Genomic DNA, 21,954 nt, shown 5'->3' on the forward strand with positions numbered 1-21,954 from the left:
CCGCGGCTCAGGCGCGCCCGCTCAGCCGTTCCGCGGCGTCGACGGCGTTGCGGAAGAGCATCGCCACCGTGGTCGGGCCGACCCCGCCCACCCGGGGCGTGATCGCGCTGGCCACCTCGGCGCACGACTCGTCGACGTCCGGCAGCAGCCGGCGGCCCTCGTAGCGGACGCCGGCCCCGATCACCACCGCGCCCGGCTTGACGTGCTCCGGCTGGATGATCCCGGGTACGCCGGCGGCGGCGACCAGGATGTCGGCGCGCCGGGTGTAGCGGTCCCAGTCCGGCACGCCGGTGTGCACGACGGTGACCGCCGCGTTGGCGGTGGGCCGCTTCTGCGCCAGCATGATCGACAGCGGCCGACCGAGCGTCGCGCCCCGGCCGAGGATGACCACCTCGCGCCCGGCGACCGGGATGTCGTAGTGGGCCAGCAGCGCCTCGATGCCGGCCGGCGTGCAGGGCAGCGGCCCGGGCAGCCCGAGCGCCAGCCGCCCGATGTTGAGCGGGTGCATCCCGTCGACGTCCTTGTCCGGGTCGACGCTCTGCAACGCCCGGTCGTAGTCGAGGTGGGCCGGGACCGGGTACTGCACGAGCAGCCCGTGCACCCCCGGGTCGGCGTTGTAGCCGGCGATCACCCGGTGCAGGTCCTCCTGCGTGGCGTCGGCCGGCAGGTGGGTGTGCGGCGACTCGAAGTCCAGCTCCGCGGCCTGGCGCTGCTTGATCCGGATGTAACCGGCGCTGGCGTCGTCGTCACCGACCAGCACGGTCGCGAGCGCCGGCACGACGCCCGCCCGGCGCAGCCGGGACACCCGGTCGGCCACCTCGGCGAAGACCTTCTCGGCGAGCGGCTTGCCGGACAGCAGCCGGACGGTGTGCGGGATCACGGCGGTGTCGTCTGCGATGGGCATGGCTCCCCCAACGTGGGTGCCCAGGCGGTCGACTCCCACGGCGAGCTCCCCGATGGTTGGTGCCATCCCCGTGCCGCCAGTCGCGTTCCCGTCCAGCTTGCCCCATCCGGCGTCGGCGGCGCCAGGCGACCCCCGGGCGCCGCCGACACCGTCGCCGGGAAAAATCTTGGCCGGTGCGGTCCGGAACCGGGCCACCCGTTCGTCACCCTGGTGAGAATCACCGATCAGGGAGTGCCGAGATGAAGTACATGATGTTCGTCTGCAGCGACACCGAGCCCGACACCGACCGGGAGAACTGGCCGGACATCGAGGCGTGGGTGGCCGAGAACGACGCCCGTGGCCGCCGGCTGACCGGCAACGTGCTGGCCGAGACGACGGCGGCCACCACGGTCCGGGTGCGCAACGGCGAGCTGCTGGTGTCCGACGGTCCGTTCACCGAGACCAAGGAGGTGATCGTGGGCTTCGACCTGCTGGAGTGCGCCGACCTGGACGAGGCGATCGAGGTGGCGCGGACCCACCCGATGGCCCGCGCGGGCCGGATCGAGCTGCGCCCCTTCGCCGACCTGGCCCCGGGTGACTGACCCACCGGCGGTCGCGACGGCGGACGCCGTCGCGACCGCCTGCGCCGACTCGTACGCCCGGATCGTCGCCGCGCTGATCCGGGTGACCGGGGACTGGACGCTGGCCGAGGACTGCGCCCAGGAGGCGCTGGCGCTCGCCCTCGAACGGTGGCCCGGCGACGGCGTGCCGGCCAACCCGGGCGGCTGGCTGATGACGGTGGCCCGCAACCGCGCGCTGGACGTGCTACGCCGGGCCTCCGTCGAACGCCGCAAGCTGCACGAGCTGGCGCTGCTCACGCTGGCCGACCCGGAATCCAGCGCGGTCGGCCGGGAGGCCGCGACCGGGGAGGAGATCGTGGACGACCGACTACGGCTCGTCTTCACCTGCTGCCATCCGGCGCTGTCGCTGGACGCCCGGGTGGCGCTGACACTGCGCGTCGTCTGCGGCGTACCGACCGCCGACATCGCGCGCGCCCTGCTGGTCAGCGAGTCGACGATGACCCGGCGACTGACCCGGGCGAAGACCCGGATCACCAGCGCCGGCATCCCCTACCGGGTGCCGACCGGTCCGATGCTGGCCGAGCGGCTGCCCGGCGTCCTCGCGGTGCTCTACCTGCTCTTCACCCGGGGCTACGACGCCGACGGCGAGCCCGCGTTCGCCGACGAGGCGATCCGGCTGGCCCGCCTGCTCGTCCGGCTCATGCCCGACCAGCCGGAGGTCGCCGCGCTGCTCGCGCTCTTCCTGTTGCAGCACTCCCGTCGGGACGCCCGGCGCGACGCCGACGGCAACCTGCTCACCCTCGACCGGCAGGACCGGGCCCGCTGGGACCACGCGGCGATCGCCGAGGCCGTGGACCTCCTGGCCCGGGCGCGCCCGGCCGGCCCGTACGCCCTCCAGGCCCGGATCGCCGCGTGCCACGCCACCGCCGCCTCCGCCGCGGCCACCGACTGGCCGGCCATCGCCCGGGCGTACGACGACCTCGCCCGGATCCAGCCGTCACCGGTGATCGGGCTGAACCGCGCGGTGGCGCACGGCTTCGCGCACGGGCCGGCGGCCGGGCTGGCGCTGCTGGCCGAGGCCCGGGCCGGCGGGGCGCTGGACGGCTACCCGCCGGCCGTGGCGGCCGAGGCCGAGTTGACCGCCCGCCAGGGGGACCGTGAGCGGGCGGCGGCGCTGTTCCGGCGGGCCGCCGCGATGTGCAGGGCGGAGTCCGAGCGGCGCGCCCTGCTGGACCGCGCCGCCGACCTGTCGACCTGAACCGCCGCCGACCGGATCAGGTGCCCACCGTCAGTGCCGGTGCGCGGCCATCCAGGCGGTGGCGTGGTCGACCAGTGCGGGCTGCGGCATCAGCCGGGCGGTCGCCGAGCCGACCCGACCGGTCGTCACCCGCCCGGTGGCGTCGAAGTCGGCGCCCAGGCGGTCGAAGTCGCTCTCGTCGGTCACCACGTCGACCCAGGTGGCCCACCGGCTGGTTCCGTCCGGCTGCCGCAGGGACGACCCGGTCGCCGCGCGCGGCGGCGCGGCCTGCCGGTACTCGGCGAGGTGCAGGGAGGTGTTCGAGTCGTACCCGCAGCCGAGCAGCAGCACCTTGCCGGCCAGCCGGTACACCACGCCGAGCGGCGAGCGCTCGCCCAGCGCGTCGTCCAGCGGGTGCCCGGCCACCACCTCCGCCGCGTGCCGGCCGAGGGCGGCGAAGGAGACCTGCGGGTGGTCGCTGCGCAGCGCCCCCGGCCAGGTGCGGACCGTCTCGGCCAGGATCCCCATGTACCGGCTGGGCGTGCGCGCCGGGTCGAAGCCGGGCGTCCGCTCCCGGATCACCGGCCACCACGCCTCCGGTACGGGCGGGTGCCGCCAGCCGGCCGGGTCGGTGTTGTCCGGCGTGTGGGTCGGTACGACCAGGGTCCCGTCGGGGCCGACGGCGGCCAGCAGCGCCTGCACGACCGCCTGGGTGCCACCGGCGACGAACCCGAGACTCCGGTACGACGAGTGCACCAGCACCACGTCACCGGCGGCGAGGCCGAGGGCGCGCAGGTCCGACGCGAGGCTGTCCACGGTGTGCGGCATCGACTGGTCCACGCGGCGCAGCGTACGAGGCGGAAGTGCCGTCGCCCATCGGTTTCCGGCGGTCAGCCCGCCGCGGCCGTGGGCAGCGGGTCGGCGGCGCGGCGCGGCAGGGCGGCCAGCGCCAGCCCGAGCAGCGCGCAGAGCGCGCCGGCCACGAAGAACATCGCGAGCGCGGGTTGCCCGAGCCATTCCCACAGCGGGTGCCAGCTCGGGTGCGGTTCGTCGAGGTGGTGGCCGAGCAGGTGCGGGACGGTCAGCAGGACCGGTGACCACCACAGGAACATGCTCACCGCGAACAGGACGGTGACCGCCCCGCGGGCCGGGTGCGCGGCCTCGGTGCGCCGGCTCGCCCACCCGAAGACCAGCCAGCCGAGGCCGGCGCCGAGCAGGCCACCGAGCAGGCCGGCGGGCAGCACCGCGGGCGGCGCGGTCCGGTTCATGGTGACCACCAGGTAGCTGCTGACCCCCTGGGGCGGCGAGGTGATCGTCACCCGCAGCGCGGTGTCGCCGCGCCGGGCCAGGACGGTGGTCTGGGTGTACCGCACGACCGAGGCGCACCACTTGTCGGTGCAACCGGAGTCCCCGGTGACCATCGGCTCGTACAACTGCCAGCCGGCCTCCCGGAGCCGCCGCTCGGTGTCGGCGACCGTCCGCTCGGCTGGCGCGGGGGGCGCGCCGGCCGCGGTGAGCAGCGTCTCGCCCTGCTGGTACTCACCGCCGTCCGGGAAGAGCACCTGGTCGAGGTTGCGCAGCCGCAGGGGCTGGCTGTAGAAGGTGAACAGGGCCGCCGCGGGCTCGACGTCGCCGAGCCGGTGACCGGGGAACACGTCGGCGAAGAGCGCGACGGCCTCGGCGCGGTCGGGCTGCGGGCGGGAGGTCTCCCAGGCGACCCGGGTGGCGGCGGCCGCGGTGAACAGCCCGCAGATGACGGCCGCGAGGGTCGCCCAGACGCCCACCGTACGGCTGGCCGGGCGGCCGAGCCGACAGCGCAGCCCGTGGCGGAGCAGGTCGACCGCCTCCCGCGGGGTCGGCCGGGTGCGGCTGGGTGGTGCGGCGTCCAGCAGCACGCCGACCATCTCCTCGCCGCGGGCGCGGCGGTAGGCGCGCGGGTGGCAGCAGAGCAGCCGCCGGTAGCGGCGGGCGAGTGGGTCGCCGGTCGGCGGCATGGCCGTCCCTTCGAAGGTGGCGCGGTTCAGGCGGTACGCGGGCGGAGCGGGCGCAGCCGGGCCTCGGCGGCGGTGGTGAGCTGCCGCAGCCGGGCGGTCTCGGCGTCGAGGGCGGTGACGCCGTCCGGGGTGAGCCGGTAGTAGCGGCGTAGCCGCCCGTCGACGGTCTCCTCGCGGTCGGGAGCGACCAGCCCCTGCGCGCTGAGCCGGTCGAGGGCGGCGTAGAGGGTGCCGGGCAGCAGCGTGACGCGCTGCTCGGAGAGGGCGGCGACCTCCTGGATGATGCCGTAGCCGTGCCGTGGGCCGGCGGCGAGCGCGGTGAGGATGAGGAACGTCGGCTCGCGCATCGGGGTCACGCGGGTCAACATATTCAGATCATCGATACATGGTCAAGGTCGGCTGCCCGACTCGGCAAGTTCCGTCGGTGCCGGTGGTTAGGCTGCTGATCATGCGGATTGGCATCGTGATCCTTCCCGACCAGCGCTGGTCCGAGTCGCAGCGCCGCTGGCGGCAGGCGGACGAGTGGAGTTTCGACCACGCCTGGACGTACGACCACCTGGGCTGGCGGGACCTGGTCGACGGGCCGTGGTTCGACTCGATGACCACGCTGACCGCCGCCGCGACGGTGACCTCCCGGATCCGCCTCGGTACGCTGGTCGCCTCGCCGAACTTCCGGCACCCGGCCGCGTTCGCCCGGCAGGTGACCGCGCTCGACGACGTCTCCGGCGGCCGGCTGCTGCTCGGCCTCGGCGCCGGCGGTATCGGCTTCGACGCCGCTGTGCTCGGCGGCGAGACGCTGCCACCGCGGCAGCGGGTGGACCGGTTCGGCGAGTTCACCGAGCTGCTGGACCTCGTCCTGCGCGAGGACGGGACGACCTGGCGGGGTGACTGGTTCGCGGCGGTGGACGCCCGGAACAACCCCGGCTGCGTCCAGCTGCCCCGGGTGCCGTTCGTGGTGGCGGCGAACGGACCCCGCTCGATGAAGCTGGTGGCCCGGTTCGGCCAGGGGTGGGTCACCACCGGCTCCGGCGGCGACGACCTGGACAGCTGGTGGGACGGGGTCGGCGAGCTGTGCGCCCGGCTGGACAAGACACTGGCCGCCGCCGGGCGCGACCCGGCGACCCTGGACCGCTACCTCTCGCTCGACTCGGCGCCGGAATTCTCGCTGCGCAGCGCCCAGTTCTTCGCCGACCAGGTCGAGCGTGCCGCCGCGCTCGGCTTCACCGACGTGGTGACCCACTGGCCCCGGGCCAGCAGCTGGTACGCCGGTGACGAGGAGGTGCTGGTGGACGTGGCCACCCGGCTGCTGCCCGAGCTGCGCCGCGGCTGACCGGTCCCTCCGCCGGCCCGACCGACGGCGGTTCCGTCGGCTACGGACCGAGGTCGCCGGTGGCCACGCCGCCCTCGCCGGCGGACACCAGCCGGAAGCGGATGCAGACGATGTCGGTGTCATCGGTGACCGGGGTGCCGACCCGGTCCCAGTAGGCCGCGTGCCCCGCCCGCCACTCCTCGATCGACCGGTCGCCCTCCCCCTCGGACCGGGCGAAGTCCCAGGACACCTCGGCGAACGGGACCACCTCGACGCCGGTCACCTCGACGACGCCGGCCAGCGCGTCCGCGTCGTCGACGAGGACCAGCCGCTCACCGACCTGCTCCAGCTCCTCGCCCTCCTCGGCGTACTCGGTGAGCAGGCCGGCGGTGGCGGTCTTCACCCCGGCCAGCACCAGCGTGTTCAGCCGCGTCCGCAGCTCGCCGGGAGTGCCGAGGGCGAGCGTGCGCAGTCCACCGATCCGAGGCCACATCCTGCCGAGGCTACGCCCGGGACGGTCGGGGGTCGCCACATTTGTCCCCCACGCACGGACGGTCCGGCGATACGGTGGGCGGATCGACGATCAGGAGGCAGCCATGGCGGACCGGCGTGCGGTGCTCATCCCCGGCCGAGGCTACGACACCCGGTTCCCGCTCTTCCTCTACCTCGGTGAGGCGCTGCGCCGCGCCGGCTTCGCCCTGCACGCCATCTCCTGGCAGGTGCCCGAGGGGCTCGGGTCGGACCGGGACGGGGCGGGCGCGGCCGCCGACTGGGTGACCGGGCAGGTCGCCCCGACCCTCACCGGGCGGATGGAACTGCTGGTTGGCAAGTCCCTCGGTACGCTGGCCGCGCCGCTCGCCGCCGACCGGGGGCTGCCCGCCGTCTGGCTCACCCCGCTGCTGCACATGGCGTCGGTGGTCGACGCGCTGGACCGCGCCACCGCACCGTTCCTGCTGATCGGGGGCACCGCCGACCCGTCCTGGGACGGCGCGGTCGCCCGCCGGCTCACCCCGCACGTGGTGGAGATCGACCAGGCCGACCACGCGCTGATGGTGCCGGGCCCGCTGGCCCGCTCGGCCGAGGCGCTCGGCCGGGTCTGCACCGCGGTGGAGGAGTTCGTCCGCTGAGCCGGCCGGCCGCCCGGTGCCACGCCCACTCGCCGCGACTGCGGGCAGCGAGGTGGCCCCGCCCGGCCGGTCAGGCGTGCAGGGCGTCGGCCGTCACCAGCCCGAGGATCCGTAGCTCGGCGGCGACCTCCGGGGCGCAGTCGAGGACCACGGTGGCGGTGCCGACCGGTTCGGCCCCCCGGGCGGCGCAGATCTCGTAGATCGCGCGCACCTGTGCCGCGGTGGCCACCCAGTCGTCCACCACCAGCACCCGGTCGGTCCGGTCGAGGGCGTTGTCCCGCACGGCCAGGTCCACCCGCCGACCACGGAAGTCCGGCGGGCTCTGCGCCCAGGTCAGTGGCCCGGCCGGCAGGCGACCGTCGCCCGGCTTGTGCGCCGGCACGAAACCCACCCCGAGCGCGGTCGCGGCGAGCGGTCCGAGCAGGAAACCGGTGACCGCCGGGGAGACGACCACGGTGGGCCGGGCCGCCCGGAACGGCTCCACCAGGGCCGGACCCAGGCGGGTGAGCACGTCCGGATCCCGCCACCAGCCGGAGACGTCGCTGACCAGGTGGCTGGCGCCGGGGCCGGGGTCGATCCAGCGGAACAACTCGGCCAGACGTTCGCTCAGCTCAGCGGGCATGTCACCCATCCTGCGGGATCGGCGCGAACCCCGGCGGGGCAGGCGGGCACCAGGCGGTCACCGGGCGGTCGACGGGCCGGGCGGCCCACCTCGGGTCGGATGATCGGCCACACGTATCACCGCAATTCCGGGCATACCACCATGATCACGTTGACTTCGGAAGTACTTCTCTCGTTACGGTCCGAGCCGGTTTGTTCAGATCGCGAAAGGACCGGTTCCGGTGGCTGGTAGGCACCACGTCCGTACCCGCAGGTTCTCCTCGCCGGCCGGGATCGCGGCCGCCGCGGCGCTCGGCGTCGCGCTCGCCGTCGGCGGCACCGTGGGCGCCGTGCAGCTCACCGCCGGCTCGGAGCCGGCGCGGCCGGTCGCCGTCGACCTCTCGCCCGCCACGCCCACCAGCGCCGCGCCCAGCTCGTCGAGCCTGAGCCCGTCGCCGAGCGTGACCGCGAGCCCCACGGCCACCCGGTCGCCGCAGGCGCCGTCGCGGAGCAAGCCCCGCACCGCCAGCCCGAAGCCGACCGCGACGGCGAAGAAGACCGCCACCACCAAGGTGGTGGAGAGCGGCTCGTGCGGCGCCTCCTTCTACTCCGACGGCCAACTGACCGCCAACGGCGAGAACTTCAACCCGGACGCGCTGACCGCCGCGCACAAGACGCTGCCGTTCAACACCCGGGTCCGGGTGACCAACCCGGACAACGGCAAGTCGGTGACCGTACGGATCAACGACCGGGGGCCGTTCATCGAGGGCCGCTGCATCGACCTGTCCCGGGCCGCGTTCGCCGAGATCGCGTCGCTCGACCTCGGGCACGTGGACGTGCGCTACGAGGTGCTCGGCTGAGCCCGTGCCCGACGGCGATCGGCCCGCCGACGGGGTCCGCGCGGCCAGAACCTCCTCAGTCGACGGGTCAGGTTCATTCAACCGTTCACGTCCATCAGGCATGCTGTCCCTCGTACGTACGCAACCCTTCCAGTCGGGCCGCGGCCCGCTGAGCCCCGGATCCCGCGCCGGTCTCGGCGCGGCCCTCGCCCTGCTCGCGATCGTGTCCTCGGTCGAGCTGGCCGACGGGCGGCCGGCCCACTACATCGCACTCATGGTGGCCGCGCCGTTCCTGGCCGCCGCGCTGGCGTCCTGGCGGGTGGTGCTCGGCGTCGGGGTCGTGGCCACTGCGATCGGCGCGACGTTCGCCCTCTGTGACTGGTCGATCTCCCTGGTCAACGGGGTGAACGTGGCCGGCATCGCGCTCGGCACCGGCATCGCGGCCGCCGTCGCCGCGGTGCGGCAGCGGCAGGCCGAGCAGATCGCCGAGCTGTCCAAGCTGGCGGCGGTGGCCCAGCAGGCGGTGTTGCGCCCGCTCGGCCCGCAGGTCGGCACGCTCTCGGTCGCCGGTCGGTACATCTCGTCCACCGCCACCGCCGAGATCGGCGGCGACCTGTACGAGGCGATCGACACCCCGTACGGGGTCCGCATGATCATCGGCGACGTACGGGGCAAGGGGCTGGAGGCGGTCCGGCTGGCCAGCATCGTGCTGGGTTCCTACCGGCACGTCGCGTACGAGCGGGCCGACCTGCGCGCCGTGGTGGCCGACCTGGACCGGGCGGTGGCCCGCAGCGTCGGCGACGAGGACTTCGTCACCGCGGCGCTGGTCGAGGAGCGGGGCGGGACGCTCACCATCGTCAACTGCGGCCACCCGCCGCCGCTACTGCTGCGCCGGGGCGCGGTGATCCCGCTGGAACCGCCGGCGCCCGCCCCACCGCTGGGCTTCATGCCGGTGGTCCGGCCCCGGGTCGAGCGGCTGGAGCCGGGCGACCGGCTGCTGCTCTTCACCGACGGGCTCGGCGAGGCCCGGCGGGACGGGGAGTTCTTCCCCACCGCCGACCGGGCCTGGCGGCTGCTCGGCCACGGCACCGTCGCCGACGGGCTGGCCTCGCTGGAGACCGCGCTGGTGGAGTGGGTGCACGGCCGGCTCGACGACGACATCGCCCTGGTGCTGATGGAGTACACCGGCTCCCGGGGCGGCTCGGACACGCCCGTCCCCAGCTGGGAGGTCGGCGCCGCCGAGAGCTGAGCGCGACGGCCGCCGGCACGGCGTACCGGGCCTGACGGACAGCTGAACCGCAAGTGTGTAATCGCTGTCACTTCCGGAACCGGGTTGTCGGTACCTACCCGTGAGTAATACAGTCTGGGTTACTGATCGGTAACACCTGTCCGGAAGCGGGGCCAGCGAGCATGACCCACTACAAGAGCAACCTTCGGGACCTCGAGTTCAACCTCTTCGAGGTCTTCGGGGCGGACCGGGCGTTCGGCCAGGAGCCGTACTCGGATCTCGACGTCGACACCGCGCGCAGCATCCTCGCCGAGGTCGACCGCCTCGCTCGCGAGGACCTGGCCGCCAGCTACTCGGACAGCGACCGCAACCCGCCGGTCTTCGACCCGGCGACGCACACCGCGCCGCTGCCGGAGTCGTTCAAGAAGTCGTACCGGGCGTTCATGGAGTCCGAGTTCTGGCGGCTCGACCTGCCGCCGGAGCTGGACGGCACCAACGCCCCGCGGGCCCTCTGGTGGGCGCTCGCCGAGCTGGTCCTCGGCTCGAACGCCCCGGTCTGGATGTACGCCTCCGGCCCGTCCTTCGCGCACGTGCTGCACGTCGAGGGCACCGAGCGGCAGAAGAAGTGGGCCAAGCTCTTCATCGACAAGCAGTGGGGCTCCACCATGGTGCTCACCGAGCCGGACGCCGGCTCGGACGTCGGCGCCGGCCGCACCCGCGCCATCCCGCAGCCGGACGGCTCGTGGCACATCGAGGGCGTCAAGCGCTTCATCACCTCGGGCGAGCACGACCTGACCGACAACATCGTCCACTACGTGCTGGCCCGGCCGGTCGGCGTGGAGGGCGTGGGCGGCCCGGGCACCAAGGGTCTGTCGCTGTTCGTCGTGCCGAAGTACCACTTCGACGAGGAGACCGGCGAGCTGGGCGAGCGCAACGGCGTCTTCGCCACCAACGTCGAGCACAAGATGGGCATCAAGGTCTCGAACACCTGCGAGATGACCTTCGGTGAGCACGGCGTGCCGGCCAAGGGCTGGCTGCTGGGCGACAAGCACGACGGCATCCGGCAGATGTTCATGATCATCGAGTACGCCCGGATGATGGTCGGCACCAAGGCGATCGCCACCCTCTCCACCGGCTACCTGAACGCGCTGGAGTACGCGAAGAACCGCGTGCAGGGCGCCGACCTGATCCAGCAGGCCGACAAGACCGCGCCCCGGGTGACCATCACCCACCACCCGGACGTGCGCCGCTCGCTGCTGCTGCAGAAGTCGTACGCCGAGGGTCTGCGCGCGCTGGTCCTCTACACCGCGTCCTGGCAGGACAAGGTCGCCATCGCCGAGGCGGCCGGCGACGAGAAGGCGACCAAGCTCGCCAAGCGGGTCAACGACCTGCTGCTGCCGCTGGTCAAGGGCGTCGGCTCGGAGCGGGCGTACGAGCTGCTCGGCCACGAGGCGCTGCAGACCTTCGGCGGTTCCGGCTTCCTCCAGGACTACCCGCTGGAGCAGTACGTCCGGGACGCCAAGATCGACACCCTGTACGAGGGCACCACGGCGATCCAGAGCCTCGACCTGATCTTCCGCAAGATCGTCCGGGACAACGGCAAGGCCCTGATGGCGGTGGCCGCCGAGATCCAGGAGTTCATCACCACCGAGGGCGGCAACGGCCAGCTCAAGGAGGAGCGGCAGGCGCTCGGCAAGGCGCTCGCCGAGGTGCAGAACATCCTCGGTGTGATGACCGGCTGGCTGGGCGAGGCGCAGGGCGGTGACACCCGGGCCCTCTACAAGGTCGGCCTGAGCAGCCGCCGGTTCCTGCTGGCGATCGGCGACCTGGTGGTCGGCTGGCTGCTCCAGCGGCAGGCCGACGTGGCGCTGAGTGCCCTGAACGGCGAGGTGTCCACCGCCGACAAGGCGTTCTACACCGGCAAGGTGGCCGCCGCCCGGTTCTTCGCCCGCGAGGTGCTGCCCCGCATCGGCGCCGACCGGCGGATCATCGAGGGCACCGACCTGGACGTCATGGACCTCCCGGAGGAGGCCTTCTGAGTCACGCCGTACCGCGCCCCGGCGCGGCGGCGAAGCCGGGGTGACCCGGCACCGACGGCCGGCGGGCAGCAGCCCGCCGGCCGTCGGCGTGTCTCCGGGCCGGGGTGTCGTTCCGGGTCCCTGCCGTCCGGATCGCCCCGGGGTCGGCCATAGCGGGTGCGACCGCGCTCGGGTGGGAAGTCGCGGGATTTGCCGGTGCCGGCCGGGTAGCCCGTCGGTGTGGCGGGTAACCCTCGCGCGACGAACGTCAGAGCACGCCCAGAGCCACCGCACGGGGGAGTGCAGCGCACATGGGCATTGGTAGCGGGATCTTTCTCATCGCCATCGGCGCGATCCTGACCTTCGCCATCCGGGCCAACGTCTGGTGGATCGACCTGCGCGCGGTCGGCTGGGTCTTCATCCTGGCCGGGCTGGCCGTACTGCTCACCACGCTCTGGTTCTGGCAGGACCGGCGCAAGCGGGCGCGGACGCTCATCGTGGAGGAGAACCGGCTGTCCCATCCGACCGCGATGATGCCGCCCCCACCGGACCCGCCGCCGCCGACGGCCCCGCCCTCGTGAGCCGGCCGGCGACGGCCTGAGGGCCGCCTCCGGAGCGCCGCGTCCACCAGCGGTACCCGAGCCACCCGCCGAGCACCGGGCGGGTGGCTCGACCACGTCCACCCGCCCGCCGGCTCAGCCGCGGGCGGTGTGCCGGTCGGTGATCTCGGCTCGCCCCCGGCCCAGTTCCGCCCAGGTCACCCCGGTGCGGTGCACCACGACGTCGCTGGTGCGAAGGCCGTCCTGGTCCGCCCGCTCCGGGTCGAGCAGCGCCGAGAAGAGCGAGATGCCCGGGTTGTGGGCGACCAGCAGCACCGTCCGGGCGGCCGGGTCGACCCGCCGGACCAGCGCCAGCAGGTCCTCCGGCTGCGCCTCGTAGGCGTCGGCCTCGTAGTGCACCGCCGGCGCGGGGCCCGCCGGACCGCCCTCCGGCGGCGTACCGGTCATGCCCATCGCCACCCGGTGCCAGGTCTGCCGGGTGCGCCGGGAGGCCGAGCAGATCACCACGTCGGGCAGCAGCTCGCGCCGGGCCAGCCAGGCGCCGGCCGCCGCGGCGTCGGCCGCCCCGCGTACGGACAGGCCCCGGTCGACGTCCGGCCCGTCGTCGGGCGGCTCGGCCTTGGAGTGCCGGAGCAACACCAGCGTCCGTTCCTCGGCGTACGCGTCCGTCATGTCCTCAGCTTGCCCGATTGGCGATCACAGCGCCGGGGTAAGTCGATGGATGCCGCAACCTCACCGATGGCCGCGGCGGAGGTAAACGCCAGCTGACAGCCGAGGAGGCGCCGAGATGGGCATTGGTGGCAGTATCTTCCTGATCGCACTGGGTGCGATCTTCGCGTTCGCCGTGCAGGCGGATCTGGGCTGGCTCGACCTGAGCGTCGTCGGCTGGGTGCTGATGCTCGCCGGGGTCGCCGGCCTGCTCGTCACCCTCTACTTCTGGAACTCCCGGCGGCGCACCGTGGTCGCCACCCCCGCCCGCGAGGACCGGGTGGTCGCCGAGCGGGTCGTGCCGGTGCAGGACGACCGGGTCGTGCAGGAGTACCGCGAGGTGCGCCGGCCGGGCCGGACGGTCTGACAGCGCCAACCACTCTTCCGGGGGCTCCGCGACGTGGCGGGGCCCCGGCGCGCGTCCTCCTAACGGAGCACGGCTTCGCCGAGGGGCGTACGCCGATAGCGGATCTCGTGCCGGTGTCGTTCCCCGGCGACGAACCCGGCCTCGCGCAGCACCGACAGGTGCTCGGAGACCGTCCCGGCCGCCAGCGCGTGGCGGTGGGCCAGCGTCGTCGTGCTGGCCGGCTCGTCGAGGCTGAGCAGCAGCACCGCCCGGGTCGTGCCGATCAACCGGCCCAGCGCCGCGTGCCGATCGGCGGAGAGTGGCTGCCAGAGCGTGCCGAGCCCGCGCGCCGGATAGATCACTGTGGGCTGCCACGGCGGGTCCACGATGACGATGACCTGATCCCACTTGAATGCACTGGGCGCCAGGACGAGCCCTTCGCCGCGCAGATCGCGACGTTCGTCGTCGCCGTACTCGCGGGTCAGCACGCCGTTGTTCCACCGCAGTCGTGGATGCAGTTCGGCGAACAACCGGTCCAGACCGCCTTCGGCCATACGTCGGGTCTGGAAGCCCACATCGGCGTCGAGCAACCCGCGTATTTGCGGCCAGACCGGTTCGACCAGGACCTCCCACGCCTGCCGCACGAGGGAGACCAGCGTCCGGAGCACGAGAGCCGGGTCGCCCAGCAGGAGCCGTCCGGTGGCGGACTCGGCCGCCCCCGGGCTCTCCGCCAGTGACCGTCGCACCTCTGCGCGTACCCGATCAGGATCAGTGGCCGCCACGGCCGCCAGCTCGTCCTCGAACCGGGCGTGCGGGCTGACCGGAGGCGGCGCGAGGAAGTCGGGGGTGTAGCCGCGACGCGGCTGGAGCAGGGCGATCGGCCGCAGGTCGAGTTCCCGCGTGTCGATGGTGTCGAGCCAACGGCGGTGCGGGCCGACGCCTTCGCGCGGGGAGAGCAGACGCACCGCGGAGAGCGTCTCGAACATGGGTGAGCTGGCGAAGCGGCAGCGCAGCAGGTCGGCAGGGCTGAATCGCAGCGTGATCGCCATCCGCACCACCGTCCGAAAGGAAAAGTGATTCGGCCGTCGCCGAATCACTGGCGGCCACGGTACCAGCGGTCGCAGAGTTCTCCCGTCCGGAACGACGATCATGAGGAGCAGACGATGGACCCGAGCGCCGACTGGGAGCAGCGCAGCGCGGACCTGTGGGCGGCCTTCAACGCGGCACCCGACGACTGGGACGAAGCGGAGTTCCGCGAGCGGGTTGGCGTCCTCGCCGACGAGTTGGGGCCGGACCATCCGGTGGCGGCGTTCGAGCGGGCCTGCGCCTGGGACTCGACCGGTCATTCGGACCAGGCTGTTCCGCTCTACCGCAAGGCGCTGGAGCTGGGCATCGACGGCATCCGCCGGCGGCGCTCTGTGATCCAGATGTCCAGCTCGCTGCGGAACATCGGGCAGGCCGAGGAGAGCGTCCGGCTGCTGACCGAGGAGCGCGACCGCGGCTCCGACGAGCTCGACGACGCGGTCAGCGCGACGCTCGCGCTGGCCCTGACCAGCGTCGGCCGGGAGCGGGAGGCGGTGTCGATCGCCGTCGGGGCGCTCGCCCGGCACCTGCCGCGCTATCAGCGGTCGATGGCCAACTACGCCCGGCTCCTGATCGAGCCCGACCAGTCCGCCAGCTAGGCGAAGAGCGCGAAGTAGATGGCGATGTGGTGACAGATCGCGGCGACCAGCGTGCAGGCGTGGAAGAACTCGTGGTGGCCGAAGACGGTGGGCCACGGATTGGGCCGGCGGAGCGCGTAGAAGATGGCGCCGACGCTGTAGATGGCGCCGCCGACGATCAGCAGCACCAGCGCGGCCACCCCGCCGGAGTGCAGGATGTCCGGCAGCATCGCCACCGACACCCAGCCGAGGGCCAGGTAGAGCGGCGCGGAGACCCAGCGCGGCGCGTGCGGCCAGACCAGCTTGAGCGCCACTCCGCCCAGCGCACCGCCCCAGACCACCGACAGCATGACCACCGCCGGCCGGAAGTCCAGCAGCAGGACGCAGAACGGCGTGTAGGTGCCGGCGATGAACACGAAGATCATCGAGTGGTCCAGCCGGCGCATGATCTGGTAGCCGCGCTCCGACCACACCCGACGGTGGTAGAGGGCGCTGGTGCCGAAGAGCCCGCAGACCGTCAGGCTGTAGACGACGCAGCTGACCAGCGGCGCCCAGCCGGGCCGGGTGGCGGCGATCGAGCAGAGCACGATCCCGCAGACGAGGGCGACGAAGAACGCGTACGTGTGCAGCCAGCCGCGCATCCGGGGTTTACCGATGTCGACCGGCTTGAGTCGAAGCGGTGCGGAGGTCGTCACGCCCCATAGGTTACGACACCGTAGGTTACTTGTTGGTAGTGCAACCGGTCACTCCCGCCGCGGGACCTCCGACCCTCCCGCCACCCCAGCCGGATCGGCGAGGATGGCCGGATGCGGATCCGACCCGTCGGGGCGCACGCCCTGCTGCTCGACTGCGCCGAACCGGAAGCCCACAGCGAGCCCGCACCGGCCGGCCCGGACGTCGCGGAACTGGTCGAGGCGTGGCGGGCCGAGCTGTGGCGCCGCCGGGAACGCGGTGAGCTGGACGCCGCCGAGATCGTGCCGGCGGCCAGCACCGTCCTGCTCGACGGCGTGCCGGACCCGGCCGCCACCGCAGCCCGGATCGCCGGCTGGACCCCGCGACCGCCCGCCACCACGGCCGCCGCCGCGACGGTCGAGATTCCGGTGACGTACGACGGGGCGGACCTGCCCGCCGTCGCCGGCTACTGGGGCGTGGACGTGCCGGCGGTGGTCCGGCGGCTGCGCCAGACCCGGTTCCGGGTGGCCTTCTGCGGCTTCGCGCCCGGGTTCGCGTACCTGACCGGGCTGCCGGCCGGGCTGGCCGTGCCCCGGCTGGCCAGTCCGCGTCCCCGGGTGCCGGCCGGCTCGGTCGCCCTGGCCGGCCCGTACGCCGGCATCTACCCGAGCGCCTCACCGGGCGGCTGGCTGCTGGTCGGGCGCACCGGGACGACCCTCTTCGACGTGCACGCCGACCCGCCCGCCCGGCTCACCCCCGGCACCGAGGTACGCCTGGTGGCCGCATGACGGTCGCTACCGTCGAGGTGCTCCGGGCCGGCGCGCTCACCACCGTCCAGGACCTGGGCCGGCCCGGCTGGGCGCACCTCGGCGTACCCCGCTCCGGCGCGCTCGACCCGGCCGCGCTGCGGCTGGCCAACCGGCTGGTCGGCAACCCCGAGGCGGCAGCCGGCCTGGAGATCACCCTGACCGGCTGCGAGCTGCGGTTCCCCCGGGCCGCCACGGTAGCGGTGACCGGCGCCGCCACCACCGTCCGGGTCGACGACCGCCCCGGCGACGTGGGCCGGCCGCTGTCCGTGCCGGCGGGCACGCTGCTGCGGATCGGCCCGCCCCCCGACGGGCTGCGCAACTGGCTCGCGATCGGCGGCGGGATCGCCGTCGAGCCGGTGCTCGGCAGCCGGTCTACCGACACCCTCTCCGGGCTCGGCCCGGCACCCCTGCGCGACGGCGACCGGCTGCCGCTGGGCACGCCGTCCGGGCCACCCGCCCCGGTGGACCTGACCGTCGGCGCGCCGGCCCCGGCCGAGCTGCGGCTGGCCCTGCGGCTCGGACCCCGGCACGACTGGTTCACCCTGGACGCGCTGGACCGGCTGCTCGGCACGGCGTACGCGGTGAGCCCGCTGAGCAACCGGGTCGGCGCGCGCCTCACCGGCGCGCCGCTACCCCGCGCGGTGGCCGGGGAACTGCCCAGCGAAGGGCTGGTGCTCGGCGCGGTGCAGGTGCCGGCGGACGGTCAGCCACTGGTCTTCCTCGCCGACCATCCGACCACCGGCGGCTACCCGGTCGTCGGGGTGGTGGCCGACGTGACCCCGCTCGCGCAGGCCCGGCCAGGCACTACGGTGAGGTTTCATGGACCTCAACGCTGACCTCGGCGAGGGTTTCGGCATCTGGCGGCTCGGTGACGACGACGCGCTGCTGGGCCTGGTCACCTCAGCCAACGTCGCCTGCGGCTTCCACGGCGGCGACCCGCCCACCATGCGCCGGGTCTGCGCCGCCGCCGTCCAGCGGGGCGTCGCGATCGGCGCCCAGGTCGGCTACCGGGACCTCGCCGGGTTCGGCCGCCGGCACATCGCGTACGCCTTCGCCGAGCTGCGCGACGAGATCATCTACCAGCTCGGCGCGCTGGACGCGTTCTGCCGGGTGTTCCACGGCCGGGTGCGCTACCTGAAACCGCACGGCGCGCTCTACCACGCCGCGGCCCGCGACGAGTCCCAGGCCGCGGCGGTGGTCGCCGCCGTCGGCGAGTACGACCACGAGCTGCCGGTGCTCTGCGCGCCCGGCTCGATGCTCGCCCAGCTCGCGGCCGGCGCCGGCCTGCGGGTGGTGGCCGAGGGCTTCGCCGACCGGGGCTACCTGCCCAACGGGCAACTGGTGCCGCGCACCGCGTTCGGCGCGCTGGTCACCGACCCGGAGGAGGTGGCCGCCCGGGCCGTCCGGATGGCCACCGAGCGGACCGTGGTGGCGGTCGACGGCAGCGTGATCCCGTGCCACGTGGAGTCGATCTGCCTGCACGGCGACAGCCCCGGCGCGGTGGCCGCCGCCGAGCTGGTCCGCGCCGCTCTGATCGACGCTGGCGTCACGCCCAAGCCGTTCGCCTGACCCCCGATCGGTCACCGGGACAGCCGCACGGCAGGAGCGCCCTCGGCGGTCACTCCTGCCGTGCGGCTGCGCGGATCGTGACCGGGGTCAGGTGTCGAGGCCCCGGAGGACCAGGGGGAGGCGGCTGGTGGCGCCGTCGACCACCCGGACCGGCACGCCCCAGTCCTGCCGGGTCAGGTGGCAGGCCGCGTGCTCGACGTCGGCGTCGCAGGTCGCCGCCTGCGCGGTCACCTGGAGCACGCCTTCGGTGACGTCGCCGTTGACCACCAGCCGGCGGGACAGCTCGGTGCCGGTGCCGGCCCCCTCGACCAACAGCTCCGGCGGGGACGCGGAGACCACCAGCCGGGTGGACGGCCCGTACGTCTCGTCCAGCTTCTGCCCCGGCGCCGGGGTGAAGATGACGTCCAGCGACAGCTCGCCGGCCGCGACGTCGGTCGGCTTCCGCTCGGCGCGGTGCCGGGGCCCGTCGACGGTGCTCGCCCCGGCGGCGGAGAGCGCACCCGGGGCCAACCGGGTGAGCCGGTGCGCGGCGGACTCCACCACCAGCACCTCGCCATCCGGGGTGAGTACCAGGTCGCTCGGCTCGGCCAGCCCGTCGGCGACCGTGGAGACCTGGTCGCCCGCCGGGTCGTAGCGGCGGACCGCGCCGTTGTAGGTGTCGGCGATCAGCACCGAGCCGTCCGGCAGCGCGCAGACCCCGAGCGGGTGCTGGAGCAGCGCCGACGCGGCCGGCCCGTCGACGTGGCCGAAGTCGAAGAGGCCCTGCCCGACCGAGGTGCCCAGCACGCCGTCCTCGACGTACCGGATGGCGCTGGTCTCGCTGTCGGCCACCCAGAGCCGGGCGCCGTCGGCGGAGACCGACAGGCCGGAGGGCTGGGCCATCCAGGCGTCGGCCAGCGGCCCGTCGCGCAGCGCCTCAACCGTGGTGCCGGCGTACATGCCGGCGGTCCGCTTCACCGGGTCGAACCACCAGAGCTGGTGGATCCCGGCCATGGCGATGACCACCTTGTCGTCGTACCAGGCCAGATCCCACGGGGAGGAGAGGTCCACGGCGAGGGCGTCGTGGGCGTGGTCGTCGACGGTGGAGCGCCACTGCCGCCCGGTGCCGGCCACGGTGACCACCTCGCCGGTGGCCAGGCGTACGCCGCGCAGCAGGTGGTTGACGGTGTCCGCGACGACCAGGTCGTAGCCGGCCACCTCGGCGACGTGCGCGGGGAGCAGGCAGAGCCCCTGCGGCTCGGAGAACCCGGCCGCCTCGGCCGGACCGTCGGCCCGGCCCCGGCTGCCCGAGCCGATCCGGCGGACCAGCGTCTCGCCGTCCGGCGCCAGCTCGGCCAGCGAGTGCCGGGCCGAGTCCGACACCAGCAGGTTGCCGTTCTCCAGCAGCACGGCCTTGCCGGGGAAGCGCAGCGTCGTCTCCGGCTCGGCCGGCGGCACGTACGGGCCGTCACCGCGGTGCAGGGTGCCCTTGGCCTCGTGGGTGGCGATCAGCTCGTCGATCAGCCGGGCCAGCCCCTCGGCGTGCCCCTCACCGGCCATGGTGGCCACCACGTAGCCCTCCGGGTCGATCACCGACAGGGTCGGCCAGGCCCGGGCCGCGTACTGCTGCCACATGTGCAGCTCGGGGTCGTCGAGCACCGGGTGGTGGACCCCGTACCGCTCGACCGCCGCGGCGAGGGCGTCCGCGTCCTTCTCGTGCTCGAACTTCGGCGAGTGCACGCCGATCACCACGAGCACGTCGCCGTACTTCTCCTCCAGCGGGCGCAGCTCGTCGAGTACGTGCAGGCAGTTGATGCAGCAGAAGGTCCAGAAATCGGCGATTACGATCTTGCCGCGCAGGTCGGCGAGCTTCAGCTCCCGACCGCCGGTGTTCAGCCAGCCCCGGCCGCGCAGCTCCGGTGCCCGTACTCGTGCGCTCATGCCGCCAGTCTGCCGGACGGCACCCGTCGTTCCGGCCGGTACCCCGGCGCGGGTTCCGTCACATCCGCCCGCGACCGTCGGGCCGCGTCCGGGCCGGAAACGGCGGCGGGGCCACGGTCACCCGTGGCCCCGCCGGTCGTCTCGTCCGGCTACTGCCCGGCGGGCTTCAGGCAGAGCACCCGGTTGGCCCCGTCGCCGGCGAGCCGCACGTGCGGCTGGGCCGGGTCGGCGCACTTCTCCGGCGCGTCCACCTTGGAGACGATGGTGAACGCGCCGGCCTCGGCGCAGTCCGCGGCGGCCGCGCCGTCGCCGGATTTCTTGACGCAGGTGCCGACCGCCGGGTCGAACGCCGGCGTGTCGGAGCCGCCGACCTTGCCGAGCAGCATCAGCAGGCCCAGCGGCACGGCCAGGATCAGCACGGCGGCCACCAGCACTGCGGCGAGCACCCGGCCGTTGCGCACCTTGGGGGTGGGCGCCTCGGTCTTCGGTTCCGCCTCCGGCTTGAACGCGTCGAACCGGTTCTGCTCGGCCGGGGGCTGGTCCCAGGACGGGCCGGCCGGCGGCTGCGCCGGCGGCGGGAACGACGGCGGGAAGCCGCCGCCCGGGGCCGGGTCGGCCGTCGGGGCGGGGCCGTAACCGGGCACCGGAGCGCCCACCGGCGCACCGCCACCGGCACCCGGGCCGCCGAAGTGGTCCGCCGGGCCGCCGAACTGGTCGGCCGGGCCGCCGAACTGGTCGGCCGGACGGTCGCCGGCGTGCGGCCGGACCCCGTTCACCGGCCGGTTCTGCGGCGGCGCGTCGACGAAGGAGGGCACCCCGGGCGGGAACGCCGGCGGCGGCGCGGGCGAGGCCGGCGCGACCGGGGCGGCCCCGGCGAAGCCGTTCGGCCCGGCGGACGCGCGGTCGTCGAAGCCGTTCGGGCCCGCTGCCACCCGGTCGTCGAAGCCGTTAGGCCCGGCCGGCCGGTCGTCGAAGCGGGGCTCCGGCGTCGGCTCGAACCGTGGCGGCGGGGCGTGCTCGGCGCGGACCGCCTCCTGCTCGGCCGGCTCCGGCTCGTCCACCGGCTCCGGGCGGGCCGGGCGCCCGTACACCCGGGGCTGCGGCGTGGGCGTGCCGGCCGGTCGCAGCGCCTCGTCGGCGGGGGGCATCACCCGGCTGGCCAGCGGCACCGCGGCGCTCGCCGAGACGCTGCCGGCGGCGGGCTCGGCGGCCTCCGGGGAGGTACGCGGAGCGGGCACCACCGGACCGGCCGGGGACTGCGGCTTTTCGTGCCGCGATCCGGCCGGCGCCCAGCCCGCCTGCTCCCGCTCGTACGCGGGCGCGCCGGCCTCGCGGGCGGACTGCTCGGCGTACGCCGGCTGCTCCGGCGCGAACTGGGCGGGCGGGGTGTAGTCGGCCGGCGGCGCGGCGGCCAGGCTGGCGCCCGGCACCCGCTGCTCCTGCGGGGGCAGCGGCACCGCGTTGGCCGGCGAGATGCCGGGCCCGGGGGCGGGCTGGTAGATCGGGGACTGCTCGGCCCGGTCGGCCTCCCGGTCGGTGTCGGCCCGGGCCGGCTCGGCGTCGGCGCGGCCCCACGCCTCGGCGGCATCCCAGGGCTCGACGTCGGGCAGGCTGGGCGTCCGCGAGGGCAGGTCGTTGTCGAGGGCTGGACGGTCGGCGCCGGTCCGCTGCGGCGGCTGCCCGGCGGCGACCGGCGACCAGACCGGCGGTCCGCCGTCGCCGGGCACGGACGCGGTGGCGCGGGCGGGTGGCGTGGCGGCCGGCTCCGCCGGCGTCCAGCCGTTCTCGTCAGGCCGGTCGACCGGCTGGGGCGCGGCGGCGGCACCCCAGGCGCCGGGCTCGTCGCGGGCCGGTGCCGGGTCGTCGGCCGATCCGCCCCAGGCGCCGCCGGGG

Annotated in this window: 24 protein-coding genes and 1 riboswitch; of the genes, 13 read left to right on the forward strand and 11 right to left on the reverse strand. The window is 74.5% G+C overall.

The window, feature by feature from the left end; genetic code table 11:
• Positions 1 to 7 precede the first annotated feature (7 nt).
• Complete coding sequence (locus tag DLJ47_RS13000) at positions 8 to 904, reverse strand: bifunctional 5,10-methylenetetrahydrofolate dehydrogenase/5,10-methenyltetrahydrofolate cyclohydrolase (RefSeq protein ID WP_109900282.1); 897 nt, start codon at positions 902 to 904, stop codon at positions 8 to 10.
• An 11-nt stretch (positions 905 to 915) separates the two neighbouring features.
• Positions 916 to 998, reverse strand: a riboswitch (ZMP/ZTP riboswitch).
• Positions 999 to 1,143: 145 nt separating this feature from the next.
• On the opposite strand from DLJ47_RS13000, the gene DLJ47_RS13005 reads away from it, so the two are divergent.
• Together DLJ47_RS13005 and DLJ47_RS13010 are read left to right on the forward strand one after the other, a co-directional pair.
• Positions 1,144 to 1,485 carry a YciI family protein gene (locus DLJ47_RS13005; protein ID WP_109900283.1) on the forward strand — a complete coding sequence of 114 codons (342 nt, stop codon included), beginning with the start codon at positions 1,144 to 1,146 and terminating at the stop codon, positions 1,483 to 1,485.
• Positions 1,478 to 2,722 carry an RNA polymerase sigma factor gene (locus DLJ47_RS13010; protein ID WP_109900284.1) on the forward strand — a complete coding sequence of 415 codons (1,245 nt, stop codon included), beginning with the start codon at positions 1,478 to 1,480 and terminating at the stop codon, positions 2,720 to 2,722. Before DLJ47_RS13005 ends, DLJ47_RS13010 begins: the two co-directional genes overlap by 8 nt.
• A 30-nt stretch (positions 2,723 to 2,752) precedes the next feature.
• On the opposite strand, the gene DLJ47_RS13015 is transcribed toward DLJ47_RS13010, so the two are convergent.
• The 3 genes from DLJ47_RS13015 to DLJ47_RS13025 are packed head-to-tail and all read right to left on the reverse strand — an operon-like array spanning position 2,753 to position 5,042.
• On the reverse strand, positions 2,753 to 3,541 hold the full coding sequence (locus DLJ47_RS13015) for an aminoglycoside N(3)-acetyltransferase (RefSeq protein WP_109900285.1): 789 nt from the start codon (positions 3,539 to 3,541) through the stop codon (positions 2,753 to 2,755).
• Positions 3,542 to 3,591: 50 nt separating this feature from the next.
• The gene (locus tag DLJ47_RS13020) at positions 3,592 to 4,695 is read right to left on the reverse strand and encodes a hypothetical protein (RefSeq protein WP_109900286.1); all 1,104 of its coding nucleotides are present in this window, start codon (positions 4,693 to 4,695) and stop codon (positions 3,592 to 3,594) included.
• A gap of 26 nt (positions 4,696 to 4,721) precedes the next feature.
• Positions 4,722 to 5,042, reverse strand: coding sequence for a PadR family transcriptional regulator (locus DLJ47_RS13025; RefSeq protein WP_088998035.1), 321 nt, complete (start codon positions 5,040 to 5,042; stop codon positions 4,722 to 4,724).
• Between the two features lie 95 nt (positions 5,043 to 5,137).
• Between DLJ47_RS13025 and DLJ47_RS13030 the strand changes: the two genes are divergently transcribed.
• Positions 5,138 to 6,025 carry an LLM class flavin-dependent oxidoreductase gene (locus DLJ47_RS13030; protein WP_109900301.1) on the forward strand — a complete coding sequence of 296 codons (888 nt, stop codon included), beginning with the start codon at positions 5,138 to 5,140 and terminating at the stop codon, positions 6,023 to 6,025.
• A gap of 40 nt (positions 6,026 to 6,065) precedes the next feature.
• Here the strand turns inward: DLJ47_RS13030 and DLJ47_RS13035 are convergent, their stop codons facing one another.
• On the reverse strand, positions 6,066 to 6,497 hold the full coding sequence (locus tag DLJ47_RS13035) for an ASCH domain-containing protein (RefSeq protein ID WP_088996798.1): 432 nt from the start codon (positions 6,495 to 6,497) through the stop codon (positions 6,066 to 6,068).
• Between the two features lie 103 nt (positions 6,498 to 6,600).
• Between DLJ47_RS13035 and DLJ47_RS13040 the strand changes: the two genes are divergently transcribed.
• The gene (locus DLJ47_RS13040; protein ID WP_109900287.1) at positions 6,601 to 7,131 is read left to right on the forward strand and encodes an alpha/beta hydrolase; all 531 of its coding nucleotides are present in this window, start codon (positions 6,601 to 6,603) and stop codon (positions 7,129 to 7,131) included.
• Between the two features lie 70 nt (positions 7,132 to 7,201).
• Here the strand turns inward: DLJ47_RS13040 and DLJ47_RS13045 are convergent, their stop codons facing one another.
• Entirely contained in the window at positions 7,202 to 7,753 is a 552-nt protein-coding gene (locus tag DLJ47_RS13045; protein ID WP_109900302.1) for a phosphoribosyltransferase, read from the reverse strand.
• Between the two features lie 220 nt (positions 7,754 to 7,973).
• On the opposite strand from DLJ47_RS13045, the gene DLJ47_RS13050 reads away from it, so the two are divergent.
• The 4 genes from DLJ47_RS13050 to DLJ47_RS13065 all read left to right on the forward strand — a co-directional run bounded on the left by DLJ47_RS13050 (position 7,974) and on the right by DLJ47_RS13065 (position 12,397).
• Complete coding sequence (locus tag DLJ47_RS13050) at positions 7,974 to 8,591, forward strand: septal ring lytic transglycosylase RlpA family protein (RefSeq protein ID WP_109900288.1); 618 nt, start codon at positions 7,974 to 7,976, stop codon at positions 8,589 to 8,591.
• Positions 8,592 to 8,691: 100 nt separating this feature from the next.
• Positions 8,692 to 9,819 carry a PP2C family protein-serine/threonine phosphatase gene (locus tag DLJ47_RS13055; RefSeq protein WP_088996802.1) on the forward strand — a complete coding sequence of 376 codons (1,128 nt, stop codon included), beginning with the start codon at positions 8,692 to 8,694 and terminating at the stop codon, positions 9,817 to 9,819.
• 161 nt (positions 9,820 to 9,980) lie between these two features.
• A complete protein-coding gene (locus tag DLJ47_RS13060; protein ID WP_109900289.1) occupies positions 9,981 to 11,837 on the forward strand; it encodes an acyl-CoA dehydrogenase in 1,857 nt (618 codons plus the stop codon).
• A gap of 290 nt (positions 11,838 to 12,127) precedes the next feature.
• Positions 12,128 to 12,397: a DUF6458 family protein gene (locus DLJ47_RS13065; RefSeq protein ID WP_088996804.1), complete on the forward strand. Its 270-nt coding sequence runs from the start codon at positions 12,128 to 12,130 to the stop codon at positions 12,395 to 12,397.
• A gap of 114 nt (positions 12,398 to 12,511) precedes the next feature.
• On the opposite strand, the gene DLJ47_RS13070 is transcribed toward DLJ47_RS13065, so the two are convergent.
• Positions 12,512 to 13,048 (reverse strand): SixA phosphatase family protein, encoded by a 537-nt coding sequence (locus DLJ47_RS13070; protein WP_109900290.1) that lies wholly within the window; start codon positions 13,046 to 13,048, stop codon positions 12,512 to 12,514.
• A gap of 115 nt (positions 13,049 to 13,163) precedes the next feature.
• Here DLJ47_RS13070 and DLJ47_RS13075 point away from each other — a divergent pair, with 115 nt between their 5' ends.
• Positions 13,164 to 13,451, forward strand: coding sequence for a DUF6458 family protein (locus tag DLJ47_RS13075; protein WP_109900291.1), 288 nt, complete (start codon positions 13,164 to 13,166; stop codon positions 13,449 to 13,451).
• A gap of 59 nt (positions 13,452 to 13,510) precedes the next feature.
• Here DLJ47_RS13075 and DLJ47_RS13080 read toward each other — a convergent pair whose 3' ends face one another.
• Positions 13,511 to 14,479 (reverse strand): ArsR/SmtB family transcription factor, encoded by a 969-nt coding sequence (locus DLJ47_RS13080; protein ID WP_109900303.1) that lies wholly within the window; start codon positions 14,477 to 14,479, stop codon positions 13,511 to 13,513.
• A gap of 114 nt (positions 14,480 to 14,593) precedes the next feature.
• Here DLJ47_RS13080 and DLJ47_RS13085 point away from each other — a divergent pair, with 114 nt between their 5' ends.
• On the forward strand, positions 14,594 to 15,112 hold the full coding sequence (locus DLJ47_RS13085; protein ID WP_109900292.1) for a tetratricopeptide repeat protein: 519 nt from the start codon (positions 14,594 to 14,596) through the stop codon (positions 15,110 to 15,112).
• Here the strand turns inward: DLJ47_RS13085 and trhA are convergent.
• Entirely contained in the window at positions 15,109 to 15,786 is a 678-nt protein-coding gene (gene trhA / locus DLJ47_RS13090) for a PAQR family membrane homeostasis protein TrhA (protein ID WP_109900293.1), read from the reverse strand. The genes DLJ47_RS13085 and trhA overlap by 4 nt on opposite strands.
• A gap of 111 nt (positions 15,787 to 15,897) precedes the next feature.
• Between trhA and DLJ47_RS13095 the strand changes: the two genes are divergently transcribed.
• From DLJ47_RS13095 to DLJ47_RS13105, 3 genes are read left to right on the forward strand one after another with little or no spacing between them, the layout of a single operon-like run.
• Positions 15,898 to 16,551: a 5-oxoprolinase subunit B family protein gene (locus DLJ47_RS13095; protein WP_109900294.1), complete on the forward strand. Its 654-nt coding sequence runs from the start codon at positions 15,898 to 15,900 to the stop codon at positions 16,549 to 16,551.
• Complete coding sequence (locus DLJ47_RS13100) at positions 16,548 to 17,408, forward strand: 5-oxoprolinase subunit C family protein (RefSeq protein WP_109900295.1); 861 nt, start codon at positions 16,548 to 16,550, stop codon at positions 17,406 to 17,408. Before DLJ47_RS13095 ends, DLJ47_RS13100 begins: the two co-directional genes overlap by 4 nt.
• A complete protein-coding gene (locus DLJ47_RS13105; protein WP_109900296.1) occupies positions 17,392 to 18,141 on the forward strand; it encodes a LamB/YcsF family protein in 750 nt (249 codons plus the stop codon). The genes DLJ47_RS13100 and DLJ47_RS13105 overlap by 17 nt, the downstream gene beginning before the upstream one ends.
• Positions 18,142 to 18,228: 87 nt before the next feature.
• On the opposite strand, the gene DLJ47_RS13110 is transcribed toward DLJ47_RS13105, so the two are convergent.
• A complete protein-coding gene (locus DLJ47_RS13110; RefSeq protein ID WP_109900297.1) occupies positions 18,229 to 20,061 on the reverse strand; it encodes an NHL domain-containing thioredoxin family protein in 1,833 nt (610 codons plus the stop codon).
• 149 nt (positions 20,062 to 20,210) lie between these two features.
• A partial coding sequence (locus DLJ47_RS35725; protein ID WP_109900298.1) for a hypothetical protein occupies positions 20,211 to 21,954 on the reverse strand: 1,744 nt, incomplete at its 5' end.

The organism is Micromonospora sp. S4605 (genome assembly GCF_003176715.1).
In the GTDB taxonomy this organism is placed as follows: domain Bacteria; phylum Actinomycetota; class Actinomycetes; order Mycobacteriales; family Micromonosporaceae; genus Micromonospora; species Micromonospora echinaurantiaca.

Coding starts and splice junctions, on each gene's coding strand:
- DLJ47_RS13070 (WP_109900290.1), bottom strand. CDS start 13,048: ATGACGGACGCGTACGCCGAGGAACGGACGCTGGTGTTGCTCCGGCAC.
- DLJ47_RS13000 (WP_109900282.1), bottom strand. CDS start 904: ATGCCCATCGCAGACGACACCGCCGTGATCCCGCACACCGTCCGGCTG.
- DLJ47_RS13025 (WP_088998035.1), bottom strand. CDS start 5,042: ATGCGCGAGCCGACGTTCCTCATCCTCACCGCGCTCGCCGCCGGCCCA.
- DLJ47_RS13040 (WP_109900287.1), top strand. CDS start 6,601: ATGGCGGACCGGCGTGCGGTGCTCATCCCCGGCCGAGGCTACGACACC.
- DLJ47_RS13060 (WP_109900289.1), top strand. CDS start 9,981: ATGACCCACTACAAGAGCAACCTTCGGGACCTCGAGTTCAACCTCTTC.
- DLJ47_RS13075 (WP_109900291.1), top strand. CDS start 13,164: ATGGGCATTGGTGGCAGTATCTTCCTGATCGCACTGGGTGCGATCTTC.
- DLJ47_RS13085 (WP_109900292.1), top strand. CDS start 14,594: ATGGACCCGAGCGCCGACTGGGAGCAGCGCAGCGCGGACCTGTGGGCG.
- DLJ47_RS13065 (WP_088996804.1), top strand. CDS start 12,128: ATGGGCATTGGTAGCGGGATCTTTCTCATCGCCATCGGCGCGATCCTG.
- DLJ47_RS13045 (WP_109900302.1), bottom strand. CDS start 7,753: ATGCCCGCTGAGCTGAGCGAACGTCTGGCCGAGTTGTTCCGCTGGATC.
- DLJ47_RS13100 (WP_109900295.1), top strand. CDS start 16,548: ATGACGGTCGCTACCGTCGAGGTGCTCCGGGCCGGCGCGCTCACCACC.
- DLJ47_RS13035 (WP_088996798.1), bottom strand. CDS start 6,497: ATGTGGCCTCGGATCGGTGGACTGCGCACGCTCGCCCTCGGCACTCCC.
- DLJ47_RS13080 (WP_109900303.1), bottom strand. CDS start 14,479: ATGGCGATCACGCTGCGATTCAGCCCTGCCGACCTGCTGCGCTGCCGC.
- DLJ47_RS13105 (WP_109900296.1), top strand. CDS start 17,392: ATGGACCTCAACGCTGACCTCGGCGAGGGTTTCGGCATCTGGCGGCTC.
- DLJ47_RS13095 (WP_109900294.1), top strand. CDS start 15,898: ATGCGGATCCGACCCGTCGGGGCGCACGCCCTGCTGCTCGACTGCGCC.
- DLJ47_RS13005 (WP_109900283.1), top strand. CDS start 1,144: ATGAAGTACATGATGTTCGTCTGCAGCGACACCGAGCCCGACACCGAC.
- DLJ47_RS13020 (WP_109900286.1), bottom strand. CDS start 4,695: ATGCCGCCGACCGGCGACCCACTCGCCCGCCGCTACCGGCGGCTGCTC.
- DLJ47_RS13055 (WP_088996802.1), top strand. CDS start 8,692: ATGCTGTCCCTCGTACGTACGCAACCCTTCCAGTCGGGCCGCGGCCCG.
- DLJ47_RS13110 (WP_109900297.1), bottom strand. CDS start 20,061: ATGAGCGCACGAGTACGGGCACCGGAGCTGCGCGGCCGGGGCTGGCTG.